The sequence below is a fragment of the Terribacillus saccharophilus genome (assembly GCF_046592595.1).
GTDB lineage: Bacteria > Bacillota > Bacilli > Bacillales > Amphibacillaceae > Terribacillus > Terribacillus saccharophilus_C.
The window spans coordinates 30,903-45,215 of sequence record NZ_JAWVPF010000006.1 but is presented as its reverse complement, the minus strand read 5'-3'; the positions used below and the strand labels follow the sequence as shown (position 1 = coordinate 45,215).

Here is a 14,313-nt window from a genome sequence, read left to right as displayed (position 1 = left end):
CACCCTAAACTCTAAACCGAGATGTTCCTCCCTCTCCATTGAAAAAACACCCTCAAGTATTATTTCGGATAAATATGATCCGTATTAAACCTTGAAAGTGTTTTATTTGTTTCAAATTAACGGGAAGTCCCTGTCAAACTTTATACAAAGGCTGGCAGCGGATCAAAAAATGCGGCACTATCCTGCTGCATTTCCTCATTGGTCAGCAGACACGTATCCAAATCCCTTGTTATTCTTTTTTTATCTATACCAATTCCGATAAAAACCAACTCTGTCATTCTGTCCCCATAGAAGGGATGCCATCTTGCTTCCAGTTCCTTGTCCTCGGCTCGCACAGCTTCCTGTTCCTCCAGTGGATACGTACTGATCCACGGTCCAGCTGCTTCGATCGCCAGCGACTGTCCAGCCTGGGACAGCAATCCGCTTGTATCCGGTCGGGATGCGAGCCAGAAAAAGCCCTTCGCCCGCACCACATCACTTGGCCATTTATCCAGCCACTTCATCCAGCGCTCCGGATGGAAAGGACGTTGTCTGCGATAGACAAAAGATGAAATTCCGTACTCCTCTGTTTCTGGTATATGCTCACTGTTCAATTCTTTGATCCAGCCGGCAGACTGGCTGGCTTTTTCAAAGGAAAACTTCTTTGTATCCAGGACAATACTGGGATCTACTTTCCCAAACTCTGTTTGATGGATATCCGCTTCTGGATTCAGTGTATGCAGTAAGCTGTGCAGCTGCCTCAGTTCCTCTTTATTCAGCTGGTCTGCCTTATTAAGCAACATAACATCTGCAAATTCGATTTGGTCGAGCAGCAAATCGGAGATTTCCCGTTCGTCCTCTTCTATTGCCTGCTGCTTCCGATCCATCAAGGACTCTCCTGATTGATAGTCCTGCCAAAAGCTCCCGGCATCCACGACTGTTACCATCGTATCCAAGCGGCATTTTGCAGACAAATCAATTCCGAGCACATCTTCTTGGTACGTAAAGCTTTGCGCTACAGGAATGGGCTCAGATATACCGGTAGATTCCACAATGATAGACTCGATATCCAGATCTGCCAGCTTGTCGATTTCGATGATCAAATCTTCTCGGAGCGTACAGCAAATACAGCCATTCTCCAGCTGAATCAATTTCTCATCCGTACGCTTCAATCCCCCCTGCTCGACCAAATGGGCATCAATATTGATTTCACTCATGTCATTGACGAGCACGCCTATTTTCATTTGCTGCTTATTGGCAAGCAGATGATTAAGCAAGGTAGTTTTGCCTGCTCCAAGATAACCGCTCAAAACAGTTACCGGTATCCGTTTATCCACCGATCACCAGCTCGCTTTCTTTACACCAGGCACCTGCCCTTTATGAGCATACTCACGGAATTTAATCCGGCTCATGCCGAATTTCCGCATATAGCCGCGCGGACGTCCAGTAATTTCACAGCGATTTTTCAAACGTGTCGGAGATGAGTCACGCGGCAGTTTCTGTAATGCCTCGTAATCTCCCTTTTCCTTCAGTTCCCTTCTTAGTTCCGCATACTTCATCACTAGTTCCTGTCTTTTTTTCTCTTTTGCGATTTTCGATTTCTTTGCCATTCTTATTTCCTCCTATTTATTGAGCTGTCTGTATATTCCAGCGAAATGGATCTGCCAGCTGGGACCAATCGCCTGCAAGCTCTGATTCCGTCAGCAGGCAGCTGTCCAGTTCCTCCGTTATTGCTTGCTGATCTAAATCTGTTCCGATGAACACAAGCTGTGTTTTTCTGTCTCCATATTCGGGATGCCATTCGTGATTGATCGATGGATTTTCCCTTCGAATGATCTGCTGCCGTTCCTCTTCCAATGATGCAACCCAATAAGATACCGGCTCGATATTCGCTGCCGGACCAGCTTGTGAGAGCAGCAAAGCAAATTGATTCCTCGTCGAACACCACGTTATTCCTTTGGAGCGGATGATGTTTTCCGGCATTGTTTCTACAAATTGCATAAAGCGCTCTGAATGAAAAGGATGCTGTCGGACATACGTGAAAGATCCGATGCCATATTCTTCTGTTTCGGGTGTGTGCTGTTCCGGTCCATTCTCGAGTTCTTTCAGCCAGCCCGCCGAAGAGCTGACTTTTTCAAAGTCAAACAACTGCGTGGACAGAATTTCTTTTGGATCCACTTTGCCGTGTATCGCCTCGATGATTTTCGCTTTCGGCTGCAGCAGACGCAGCACATGCTTCAGTTCACGCAAAGCCTTTTCTTCCACAAGATCACATTTGTTAAGAATCAGCACATTGCAAAATTCAATTTGATCAAGCAGCAAGTCAGCGATCTCCCGTTCATCATTTTCGGCAACCTCCTGCTGCCGATCCAGCAAACTCTCTCCCGAGCCAAAGTCATGCCAGAACCGGTTTGCGTCCACTACTGTCACCATCGTGTCCAATGCAGTAAAGTCGGACAGATTGATATTCAATTGTTCATCGATATACGTAAACGTCTGCGCTACGGGTACCGGTTCACTAATACCGCTGGATTCAATAAGGATATAGTCAAAGCTGCCATTCTTCGCCAGCTTTTCCACTTCGACCAGCAGATCATCGCGCAGTGTGCAGCAAATGCATCCATTGGACATTTCAACCAGCTGTTCATCTACTCGCGATAACGTCCCTTCGTTTTCCACCAAGCCAGCATCAATGTTGATTTCGCTCATGTCATTGACAATGACCGCAACCTTCAAGCCTTCCCGATTGTGCAGGATATGATTGAGCAGCGTTGTTTTCCCAGCTCCAAGGTACCCGCTTAGTACTGTTACAGGTATTTTCTTTTTCATGATATGCCTCCTCTAAGTGTAATTATTACGATTTAAAAATGAAGAAATTTTTTTAGTGCGTTATGCACCTTTTATAAGAAGTTCTTCCATATCACCGAGACAATAAGAAAAGCCAGCTCGCAGTTCCTCTTCATCCAAATCCTTACCGATGAAGACTAGTTCGTTTTGCTTTTCTTCTCCTTGCTTCCACTCTCTATCTGCAGTACTTGCGAACAGCATATGCACGCCCTGGAACAGCAAGCGCCGGCTCTGCCCTTTCACATGGAGAATCCCTTTATAGCGGAATAAACTTTCACCTTTTACTTGGACCAAATAAGAGAACCATATATCCAATCGCTTCGGATCGATCTGTCTCTTATCCTTCAGCACAATTGCCTGAATGTCATCGTGATGATGGTGGTGATGATCCAGCATATCAGGACGAACACTTAATTTTTGATCCAGTGAAAAACTGAACACATCCAGCAATTTAAATAACGGAACCTGACTGTTTTGTGTAAAGAAAAGTTCTGCCTCCGGATTCATTCCTTGTATACGTGATGATAATTGATCCAGCTCTGTTTTCGAGACAAGATCCTGTTTATTGATGATGATTTTATCTGCAAATGCAATTTGCTCCCGGGCAACTGCGTGCGCATTAAGCTGTCTGTCGGTATGTAAAGCATCCACGACTGTACACACACTGTCCAGTTCAAACCAATACCGCATAACATCATCCATCAGGAAAGTCTGGATGACAGGCGCAGGATTCGCCAAACCAGTCGTCTCAATGATTAAACGCTTGAGCTCCGTTCCTTCCTTATGGGCACGAACCAGCATGTCTTTGAGTATCCTAATCAAATCACCGCGTACATTGCAGCAAATACAGCCATTGTTTATTTCCACTATCTCTTCCTTTGTCTCCTCGACAAACTTGCCATCAATTCCTGTTTCACCGAATTCATTGATGATAACAGCCGTATTGCTGTTTCGCACATCGCGAAGCATTCGGTTCAATAACGTCGTCTTCCCTGCTCCAAGAAATCCCGTTAAAATCGTGACCGGAATTTTGATTCTTCCATTAGACATGATACACCTCTCAAACCTAATTCGTAATTGTTACGATTTAAATCATACAGGATGAAAGACTGCTTGTAAAGTCTGTCCACATAAAATTGTTAGGGAGATAACTTTACAAAGTGTTTGTTAGATTGATGAAGAGTCTGTAAAATTGGTTTCAATATATCCTGCATCGGGTATAATCTGGTTGAAACACCGAAAAGGAGAGATGTAACATGATGAACAAACTAGAAGAGACACCAAAAGTTATCCATTGCAAAGATGATGCCGAGTTCAGAGATTGGCTGACAAGATTGAGCGAACCAGAGAACGAAGAAGAGTTAGACGGCTAATCCCCTTCTCCTCTATCTTCCTTCTTTTTTATTTCCCCATATATAAAAAGCGTGCCTGTGAGGGCACGCTTTTCTTCGTTTTTGGACGAGCTTTGCTTGGCGGAGCTGTCTAGCTGCGAAAGCCAGGAACTGCGCCGGAAGTGATAAATCCCTGCGTAAGGAAAATACACCTTACGCAGGGCTTTCTCTCTTCCTTCTCCGTTCCTAAACGGCTTTCTCCGCTTTTCGGCGCTGTCCAGCTACAGAAACCAGAAACTAGAGTATAAGCGCTAAATCCTGCGTGGGGAAAACACCCACTCCGGGCTTTTTCGCTTATCCTTACGTCCCTAAACGGCTTTCTCCGCTTTTCTTTGCTGTCTAGCTCCAAAGACCAGAAACTGCGCTGTAAGCAATTAATCCCTGCGTGGGGAATTCGCCCACTACGGGCTTCCTTGCTTACCGCTTCGTTTCTAAGCGGTCTTTTCCGCTTTTTAAGCTGTCTAGTTCCAGAAATCAGAAACTATGGCTTAAGCGAGGAATCCCTGCGTGGGCAGAACACCCACTCCGGGCTCCCTCGCTTAATCCGCCGTTTCTAAACGATTTCTTCCACTTTTCTTAGTACATCTCACTAACAGTCTTTGCCAGCATATGAAGCTGCAGATAATCCGGGCCGCCTGCTTTGGAGTCAGTTCCTGACATTTTGAAGCCGCCGAATGGGTGGTAGCCTACGATGGCGCCGGTGCAGTTGCGGTTGAAGTACAGGTTGCCGACGTGGAAGCGTTCTTTCGCATATTCAATGTGGGCTCTGTTTTTCGTGATGACTGCGCCTGTCAGGCCGTACTCCGTGTTGTTAGCAACGTCGATAGCTTCCTCGAAGCTGGATACTTTCGAGAATCCAAGGACTGGTCCGAAAATCTCTTCCTGCATGATGCGGGATGTCGGAGACAGTTCAGAGAAAATGGTCGGCTGGATGAAGAAGCCTTTGCTGTCATCACTGGAACCACCGCTTACGAGCTTGCCTTCCGTTTTGCCGACTTCGATATACTCGGTAATCTTATCGAAGGAAGGTTGATCAATGACAGGTCCCATGTACACATCTGCACTTTCCGGTGCGGCTGTGATGCGGGATTCTGTGATTTCAATTACGCGCTGAAGCACAGCATCGTATACCTTCTCATGCACAACAGCACGGGAGCCAGCCGAGCATTTTTGACCGGCAAATCCGAATGCGGAAACCGCAATTGCATCAGCAGCAAGTTCGATGTCGGCATCTTCATCGACAACGATCGTATCCTTCCCGCCCATTTCCGCAATGACGCGTTTCAAGTGCTGCTGTCCTGGTTGTACCTTGGCTGCTTTTTCGAAAATACGAGTACCGACATCACGAGAGCCAGTGAACGTAATGATGCTGGTTTTCGGATGCTCGACTAGATAATCACCTACTTCCGCACCGCTTCCTGGTACGAAGTTAATGACACCTTTTGGAACACCTGCTTCCTCAAGCACATCGACGAACTGCGCAGCGATAACTGGAGTTGCACTTGCCGGCTTCAGTACTACCGTGTTACCTGTCACCAGCGGTGCAACAGTCGTTCCAGCCATGATCGCGAACAAGAAGTTCCAAGGGGAAATGACTACTGTGACGCCTGTTGCTGTATAAATATAGCGGTTCGCTTCCCCTTCACGAGACATGACGGCTTTCCCAGGAGCAAGCTCCATCATCTGACGCGCATAATATTCCATGAAATCAATCGCTTCTGCTGTATCCGCATCTGCTTCCTTCCATGGCTTGCCTGCTTCCTTCACAAGAAGCGCTGAGAAATAATGCTTTTTGCGGCGGACGATTGCTGCTGCACGCATGAGTATGTGCGCACGTTCCTCAGGTTTCGTATAACGCCATGTTTCAAAAGCTGTCGCTGCTGCTTCGATGGCACGTTCTGCATGCTCCTGGGAAGCTTTGGAAACCTCACCGACTACTTCTTCTTTATTTGCGGGATTGATAGAGACGATTTTCTCATCGGTCGTCACTTTTTCACCGTCAATCACAAGCGGGTACGATTCTCCCATCACCTTCTGTACCTGCTCCAGCACTTTCTGGAAAGCCTGCTGCTCTTTTTCCTCTGTAAAATCGGTGAACGGTTCATGCTTATAAGGTGTCGTCATGATCAATCGCTCCTTTTCCTTTATTTTTGGGTCATGCCTTTGAATGCGAATGCGATATTCGCTGGCCGTTCTGCCAGCCTGCGCATGAAATAACCATACCAATCATCACCATAAGGCAAGTAGATCCTGACTTTATAGCCTTGCTTGACCAATTCCTGCTGCAGCTGCTGCCGCATGCCGTACAGCATTTGGAATTCAAATTTGTCTTTCCCTATCCCTTTTTCCAAGGCATAATGTTTAGCAAAGGACACCATCCGATCATCATGCGTCGCAATTGCTGTATAGCTGCCGCTGTCCAGCTGCTTCGCAATCAGCTTGCGATAGTTCGCATCTACATCCCGTTTTTCAGGGAACGCGACGGATTTCGGTTCTTTATATGCCCCTTTGACTAAACGAATGAACGGCTGCAGATGCTGCAGACTGTCCAAATCATCGCTGCTGCGGTAAAGATACGCCTGGATGACAGTACTCACATTCCGATACTCGGATTTCAGCTCCTGGAACAAATCCAGTGTCTTTTGACAGCGTTCCGAATCCTCCATATCAATCGTCACCATCACATCCAGACGATCAGCAGCCGTAAGGATACGACGCAAATTCAAACGGACAAGCTCCTCACTGATATCAAGTCCCAATGACGTCAATTTCAGGGATACTTGTGCATCCAGATTCGCAGACTTAACCATCTCAAGTGCTGCGACTGCTTCACCAGCTCGTTCCACGGCTGTATGCGGATCTGCTACGTATTCGCCGAGATGATCAACCGTGACACTCATCCCTGCTTGATTCAGTTGCTGGATGAATGGAACTGCTTGATCGAAGGATACACCTCCGACGATTTTTCCTTTGACCATTCGAATGCCATATAAATTAGCCAATTTGTTCAATGGCTGGTTTTTTGATAAATACAAGAAAAAATTGCGAGATAAAGCTTCCAACTGTGACACCTCCCAATCCACTTGCACATGTGCTATACCTTTATTGTAGAAATCTATTGAAGGGCTTTCAATATGCAGAAAAGACAAACAATTCCCGCGTTTTTGTGTAAAATACACAAAAATGGTCTTGTGAGGAAAGTTACATTTTTGGGTTCGCTGGTTTACTGCAGGGTACTTTTGGAAAAAGGTACATAATCGCCGATCCCATCCGATAATTACATTAATAAATAATGGAGGATTTTCTTGTGAAAAAGCGTAAATGGATTTGGATCGGAGGAGCAATCCTCATTCTCGTTATTGCAATAGGAGGATATGTAATGGAGAAACAGACACTGCGCAAGCTTGCCGAAAACGATGATTTGCTTATTGGCTCCTCGATTCGTTATGATGCACTGCTGGAGGATGCTACATATCAAAAACTCGCCACCACAGAATTCTCCAGCTGGACGATCGAGAACGAAATGAAAATGGATGCCATGCAGCCGGAGCAAGGAGCCTTCAATTTTGTAAAAGTAGACGAGATGGTACAAATGGCAAAGGAGCATGACATCACACTCCGGGGACATGTACTTGTCTGGGGGGAAGCGCTGCCCGCATGGGTAACCCAGCAGGTCGTGGATCGTGCTTCCGCAGAGCAAGTGCTCAAAACCCATATCCAGGAGATCGTGACACATTACAAAGGCAGCATCGACACGTTTGATGTTGTCAACGAAGCATGGAATGACGATGGTACCCTGCGGGATACGATTTGGCTCCGCATGATTGGACCTGATTATATTCCTCTTGCCTTCCAGTGGGCTCGTGAAGCCAATCCGGACGCCAAGCTCTATTACAATGACTTTGGTAATGAAATGTCCAACAGCAAATCAGAAGCGATGCTGGAAGCTTTAAGCAATTGGAAAGAAGAAGGTGTCCCTATTGACGGTATCGGCATGCAAACACATGTGGATGCCGCTGATCCCCGCTTTTCAAAGGATCGCATCCAGGAATGGTTTACCCGTGTGGAAGATGCAGGCTTTGATATTGCTGTCACAGAAATGGACGTGAAGCTGCAGAATCTCAACAATGGAGATGCCAAGAATGTCCAAGCTGAACGTTACGGAGATGTTATGGAAGTCTGTCTGGATACACCTGCCTGCGGGGAATTCACCGTATGGGGTATTTCTGATAATCACAGCTGGGTTACCGAACAGGAATCCCCTAATGGCAAACCACTCCTCTTTGATGAGAATGGCCAGCCGAAGAAGGCCTATAACACACTGAAACGACAATTATTATTCTAAGCAAGGAAGTGATACATCGTGCAAACTTCAGAAATCATTTGGCTAGTCGCTTCCACCGCCATTCTGCTCGTGCTTTATGGTTTAGCCCGGAAACATTTAGCTGCTAAGTATTTGCTGCTGGCTGCCTTTCTCGGGATCAACCTCGTTTACTTGATATGGCGGACCGCATTCACATTACCGACGGTAGGCATACTCAGTCTGATTGTGGGAATCCTTCTTCTCATTACCGAGTGGGCAGGATACTTACAATCCGTCGTCTTTACTATCCTTTCCTGGAAACCTTTCCAGCGGAAGACGATTCCTCTTTCGGAATTCCACGAGCTGCCGACCGTCGATGTGTATATTGCCACCTACAATGAACCTGCTGATCTTTTAAAGCGGACCATTGCAGCGAGTCAAATGATGACGTATCCAAAGGACAAACTGAAAGTCTATGTCTGTGATGATGGCAGACGAGCAGACATCAGAAAATTGACCGAATCAATGGGTGCCTATTATCTTGATCGTCCAGATAACAAACACCAGAAAGCCGGGAACCTGAACCACGCGATGACAAAAACTGACGGTGAAATCATTGTCACGATGGATGCGGACATGGTGCCGCGGGCCAATTTCCTTGAGCGGACGCTCGGCTATTTTACGGATGAAAAGGTCTCCTTCATCCAGGCACCGCAAGTGTTTTACAACGCTGATGCATTCCAGTACAACCTATTCTTCGAGGATAATATCACGAATGAACAAGACTTCTTCATGCGCCGTTTAGAAGAAGGGAAGGATCGTTTCAATGCGACGATGTATGTCGGAAGCAATGCTTTGTTCCGCCGCAGCGCATTAGAGGATATTGGCGGATTTGCAACAGGGGTCATTACCGAAGATATGGCAACAGGTATGCTCCTCCAGACGAATGGGCAAAAAACTGTCTTTGTTAATGAGACGTTAGCTGTTGGCTTGTCCCCTGAAACGTATGCCGATCTGCTGAAGCAGCGCGATCGCTGGTGCCGGGGCAATATCCAGGTCATCCGCAAATGGAATCCGCTCACCATCAAAGGTCTGAGCTTCATGCAGCGTCTTTTGTACATGGATGGGATTCATTATTGGTTCTTCGGTATTTATAAGATGGTGTATCTGCTGGCTCCATTATTGTTCCTGCTATTCTCCATCTATAGTTTGCAGACCGATTTCTCGACTCTATTGCTCTTCTGGCTGCCGGCATTCCTATCATCCCAGCTTGCGTTTCGACGGATGGCAGATAACAAGCGGACGACGGTCTGGAGTCATATATATGAAGTGGCACTCGCCCCTTACATGGCTGTATCCGTGCTCACAGAAATATTCTTCCGGAAATCGATCAAATTTAACGTTACCCGTAAAGGGATATTGAATAATCGCCGCCATTTCTTATGGCGGACAAGCACACCATATATCATTCTGCTTGCGATGAGCGTCATCAGTATGATCATGATCGGAATCGATCTGTATACACCAATAAAGATCTACGATAGTGTCGATATGCTGTATATCAATATTTTCTGGGTGCTGTACAATGCTGTTGCGCTCGTTATGGCATTGATCATTTCAGTAGAACGCCCGCGCTTCCGCGAAGCAGAGCGCTTTGACGTAACACTGGAAGCAGAACTGCATGACAGTGTGAACGACAGGGTATACCCAATACAGATCATTGACTTAAGTGAATATGGGGCACGGTTGGAATTGCTTGATGTAAAAGCAGCCCACCTGCTGTCAGCAGGAAGCACACTGACGCTTTCGTCTGGCCCGCTCCAAGGTTTGAAGCTCCATAAGCACTGGGTCTCCCAGCAGGGAAGCAGCTATTATGCGGGCGTATCATTTGAGGACGTCACGCAGGAGCAATACCGAGCCCTTGTAAAAATTCTTTTCGTTGATGCACCAGATATCTATACAAGCCGGGAGTATGTGAATTCAACATTATGGAATGCGACTTCCCGCTTTTTCCGCCAGACAAAAGCCGAACCGAAACAAGCCGAGCGGCAGAGTATCCGGGAAACTATCTCGGTTCCAGGCATCCTCCATTTTGCAGACAATAGTAAAGTGGAAACCACTCTGACTGATTACAGTCTGAGCGGCTGTCAAATCGAACTGAGAAAACCGATCAAACCTGGTCAAGTGCTGCGTCTTCACACCGATCACAATAGCTTCCGCGAAAGTGAAGTACGTGTCCAATGGGTACAAAAACGCGGACGCAAATATTTGGCAGGATTGAGATTCCTGACGGAGACGGCTGATTCAGATACTGCTTGATCATAATAAATACATGCACACAATAATTGGATTAAAATACCCCCTCCATGATGGAGGGGGTATTAATATTATTTGATATGGTTGGATTAACGAGCTTTAAGATAGAAATCCTTCATTTCATGATGTTCTTTACGATAACTTCTCACGTAACCGCACTTACAAGAATCCGTGATTGTGTCGATCTTATGCCGTCCTCGCATTTTGCACACGAGTTTATGGAAAAATTTAATACTTACACCCGCTTTCTAGTATATGGTAATATTATACGCTTTTCGTCCTCGTTTTCAAGTAAAATAACCCAACTTTAGTATTATACTCTCATCAAAAAGTCCTGTATGCAGAAGAATCAGCTTAACATGAGGCGTTTGCTGACCATATATTATATTCGTAAAGCATATAACTTTTGTGTATCTTTTCTCTTAGAAAATAATATGATTGACGCTTACATTTAGTTATAACGTCATGTTTTACCCGTTTATCAATTTATTTAGCTTGAAGCACAAAAAAAGCAGAAGGAACTAATCGTCCTTCTGCTTCTCTTATCATCCTTTAATATAAGCATACAGCTCTTGTGTTTCCGTTTCTGCTCCAAACGCACGTGTTGCTCCCCAGATTTTATCCACTTCTGCTCCATTGATTTCTGCATCCATGTCATGGAAAATCCGATGTACATAACGCAGACTGTTCAAGTCCGCGCTGTCTGTTGCGATTCGCATGAATGCTTCAGCGTTCCACATGTCATTCACAGCTTCCGATGGTGCGAATCCTTCTGTCCGGAGCCGTTCGACATCCTCCTGGAGCCGCTGCCATTCATCTGATTCAGCTAGATAATCGATATCTACATTATCGATGTGACCCCAGCCAGTAAGATCATTCAAGTAGGCATGCTGGTCACTGATTATTTGTTTGACGAGTTCTTCGTTCTGATAGGCAATTTGTTCATCAAAGGATTCATACGTGAACGTAGAAAGGAAATCCTTCGTATCGCCAGATAGCTCTTCCAGCTGGGAAGCTCCTTCTCCTTTTTCAACCGGTTTGAGCTCTTCTTCTTCTTCCAATGCCTCAGCCGGCGATTGTTCTTGCTGTGATGCCTCATTCTCTTTCCCGCTTGTTGTATCGGTTTCGTCTTGAGATAAGAAGAAATAGATACCAGTACCGGTTATCGCAAGTACACAAATACATAATAATGTTATGAAAAATGCCTTCACTGCCATACACTCCTCTGCTAGAATGAATTTCCAGTTTAAGATTGCTAGAATTCATTATAGCAATAATTCCCAGCAGTTTCTGTCGAAAAGCAAAAAAATAGGACGCTGCTGCGTCCTATTCTCATTCCTCGTCATCCATTACATGATAGGCTTCGTTAAATAGAATCAGCTGACTATCTATCAGCTCTTCTTGATCGCCACGTTTCACATAGTGATAAACCCCGTTTTCATCCTGCTCTCTTGCTTTACTGTTATCTTGCAGCATGACATCCAGGATGCCGCGGATGCGTCGCTTGATAGGCCCATCGAAAATCGGGAAGAGGATTTCCACCCGCTTCTCCATATTCCTCGTCATCATATCTGCTGAGGAAAGCTGTATCTTTTCCTCCCCGTTATGATGGAAGTAATAGATTCGCGTATGCTCCAAATATCTGCCGACAATACTCCGTACACGTATATTCTCGCTCACACCCTTGATGCCCGGGCGCAGGCAGCAAATACCTCGGATGATCAAATCAATCCGGATTCCGGCAATGGAAGCTTCATATAGCTTTTGGATGATTGGTTTATCGGTAATCGAGTTCATTTTCATAATGATGCGACCGTTGCCATGCCGCTTATGTAAGCGAATCTCTTCATCTATCATGGAGATGATATCAGAACGGATATCAAATGGAGCTACCGACAGATGGTGGAAGGTCGGCTTCTCCGTGTAGCCGCTTAGATAATTGAAGAAGTTAGTCGCATCAATCCCGAACTTGCGCTTGGAAGTGAACAGCCCCATGTCTGTATACAGCTTGGCAGTCTGATCATTGTAGTTGCCTGTCCCAAGATGGACAAAGCACTCAATACGATTATGCTTCTTCCGTACGACAAGGGTTATTTTGCTGTGTGTCTTCAGATGTGTCATCCCGTAGATAACGTGACAGCCGGACTTCTCCAGTTCCTTTGCCCACTGCACATTGTTCTCCTCATCAAATCGCGCTTTCAGTTCGAACAGCACGGTAACCTGCTTCCCCTTTTCTGCTGCCCGTTTCAATGCATAGATGATAGGAGAGTCGCCGCTCACACGGTATAATGTCTGCTTGATAGCCAGTACATCGGGATCATCCGCTGCTTTTGAAACAAAATCAACGATTGGTTCGAATGATTCATACGGATGATGCAGGAAAATATCCCGATCATTGATGGCATCGAATAAATTTTCATCAGTGCCTATTTCAGCAGGCGGCTGCGGGATGAGTGTCTCGTAAACGAGGTGCTCCCGTTTTGCAGCAACAAGCTTATAGAACTGCATCATTCTTGTCATGTCGATTGGGCCATCGATTTCGTAGACATCCTTCCGGTGGATATCCAGTGTCTCCGTCAGGAAGTTGATCATCTTGTAATCGTACTCTTTTTTGGGGATTTCCAGACGGATAGCCGCCCCCCACTTGCGTTTCTTGAGTTCTTTCTCTATTTCCTTCAATAAATCGCGTGCGCCCTCTTCATGGATTGTCATGTCGGCATTGCGCGTAATGCGGAAGACAGTGACGGACTTAATCTGATAGCCCCGGAATAGCTTGTAAATATAGTGACTGATGATATCTTCCAGCAGAACGAAATGAAGTTCGTCTTCCTTTGTGTCCTCAAGCTGTATAAAGCGATCCAGTACAGCCGGCACCTGCACGATTGCTGTCTTATGCTGCGCATCTTTATCCAACTCATGCTCGTCCAGCAGGGATACAGCCAAATTCAGACTTTTATTCAATAGCATTGGGAACGGACGATACGCATCGACTGCCATTGGCGTAAGTACCGGGAATATCTCTTCTTCAAAGTATGTTTCCAAACGCAGCAGCTGGGCACTCGACAGCTGCTCCATCGTCAATAATTCTACTTTCTCTTCCTTCAACTCCGGGATAATGACATCCTGAAACAGACTGTTTTGCATCTCTACAAGACGGTGCGCCTTCGCGCCGATTTTTTGGAGCTGCTGTTTCGGCGTCATACCAGCTTTGTTTTCCGGCCGGTTGAATCCGGCTTTCACCTGATCCTTCAAACCAGCCACCCGCACCATGAAAAACTCATCCAGATTGGAACTGAAAATCGACAGGAACTTTAGCCTTTCCAACAAAGGGTTGCGCTCATCAAGCGCTTCCTCCAGCACTCGTTCATTAAAAGCAAGCCAGCTCAACTCTCGGTTATTATAATTTTTCGGGTTATTCAAATCCACCCGCAGCTGTTCCTCTGTTCTCAATTTCCATGCACCACTTTTCGACAGTAT

10 protein-coding genes are annotated in these 14,313 nt (G+C 45.9%); 2 read left to right on the top strand and 8 right to left on the bottom strand.

Translation table 11 applies throughout. The annotated features are described in order from the left end of the window. Positions 1 to 140: 140 nt before the first annotated feature. From SFC25_RS11245 to SFC25_RS11220, 6 genes are all read right to left on the bottom strand, one after another. Positions 141 to 1,316 carry a GTP-binding protein gene (locus tag SFC25_RS11245; protein WP_411215365.1) on the bottom strand — a complete coding sequence of 392 codons (1,176 nt, stop codon included), beginning with the start codon at positions 1,314 to 1,316 and terminating at the stop codon, positions 141 to 143. A gap of 3 nt (positions 1,317 to 1,319) precedes the next feature. Further along, positions 1,320 to 1,589, bottom strand: a complete 270-nt coding sequence (rpsN, locus tag SFC25_RS11240; protein ID WP_411215364.1) for a 30S ribosomal protein S14 — start codon at positions 1,587 to 1,589, stop codon at positions 1,320 to 1,322. Between the two features lie 16 nt (positions 1,590 to 1,605). Continuing rightward, entirely contained in the window at positions 1,606 to 2,808 is a 1,203-nt protein-coding gene (locus SFC25_RS11235; protein ID WP_411215363.1) for a GTP-binding protein, read from the bottom strand. Between the two features lie 60 nt (positions 2,809 to 2,868). Then, positions 2,869 to 3,876, bottom strand: a complete 1,008-nt coding sequence (locus SFC25_RS11230) for a CobW family GTP-binding protein (protein ID WP_411215362.1) — start codon at positions 3,874 to 3,876, stop codon at positions 2,869 to 2,871. A gap of 917 nt (positions 3,877 to 4,793) precedes the next feature. Next, positions 4,794 to 6,341, bottom strand: coding sequence for an L-glutamate gamma-semialdehyde dehydrogenase (pruA, locus tag SFC25_RS11225; protein WP_411215361.1), 1,548 nt, complete (start codon positions 6,339 to 6,341; stop codon positions 4,794 to 4,796). Between the two features lie 20 nt (positions 6,342 to 6,361). Next, positions 6,362 to 7,279, bottom strand: a complete 918-nt coding sequence (locus SFC25_RS11220) for a proline dehydrogenase family protein (RefSeq protein ID WP_411215360.1) — start codon at positions 7,277 to 7,279, stop codon at positions 6,362 to 6,364. Positions 7,280 to 7,524: 245 nt separating this feature from the next. On the opposite strand from SFC25_RS11220, the gene SFC25_RS11215 reads away from it, so the two are divergent. Further along, positions 7,525 to 8,562 (top strand): endo-1,4-beta-xylanase, encoded by a 1,038-nt coding sequence (locus SFC25_RS11215; RefSeq protein ID WP_411215359.1) that lies wholly within the window; start codon positions 7,525 to 7,527, stop codon positions 8,560 to 8,562. Between the two features lie 18 nt (positions 8,563 to 8,580). Next, entirely contained in the window at positions 8,581 to 10,839 is a 2,259-nt protein-coding gene (locus SFC25_RS11210) for a glycosyltransferase family 2 protein (RefSeq protein ID WP_411215358.1), read from the top strand. A 542-nt stretch (positions 10,840 to 11,381) separates the two neighbouring features. Here the strand turns inward: SFC25_RS11210 and SFC25_RS11205 are convergent. Further along, positions 11,382 to 12,047 (bottom strand): hypothetical protein, encoded by a 666-nt coding sequence (locus tag SFC25_RS11205; protein ID WP_411215357.1) that lies wholly within the window; start codon positions 12,045 to 12,047, stop codon positions 11,382 to 11,384. A 121-nt stretch (positions 12,048 to 12,168) separates the two neighbouring features. Next, positions 12,169 to 14,286: an RNA degradosome polyphosphate kinase gene (locus tag SFC25_RS11200; protein ID WP_411215356.1), complete on the bottom strand. Its 2,118-nt coding sequence runs from the start codon at positions 14,284 to 14,286 to the stop codon at positions 12,169 to 12,171. Between the last annotated feature and the right edge of the window lie 27 nt (positions 14,287 to 14,313).

Coding starts and splice junctions, on each gene's coding strand:
- rpsN (WP_411215364.1), bottom strand. CDS start 1,589: ATGGCAAAGAAATCGAAAATCGCAAAAGAGAAAAAAAGACAGGAACTA.
- SFC25_RS11235 (WP_411215363.1), bottom strand. CDS start 2,808: ATGAAAAAGAAAATACCTGTAACAGTACTAAGCGGGTACCTTGGAGCT.
- SFC25_RS11230 (WP_411215362.1), bottom strand. CDS start 3,876: ATGTCTAATGGAAGAATCAAAATTCCGGTCACGATTTTAACGGGATTT.
- pruA (WP_411215361.1), bottom strand. CDS start 6,341: ATGACGACACCTTATAAGCATGAACCGTTCACCGATTTTACAGAGGAA.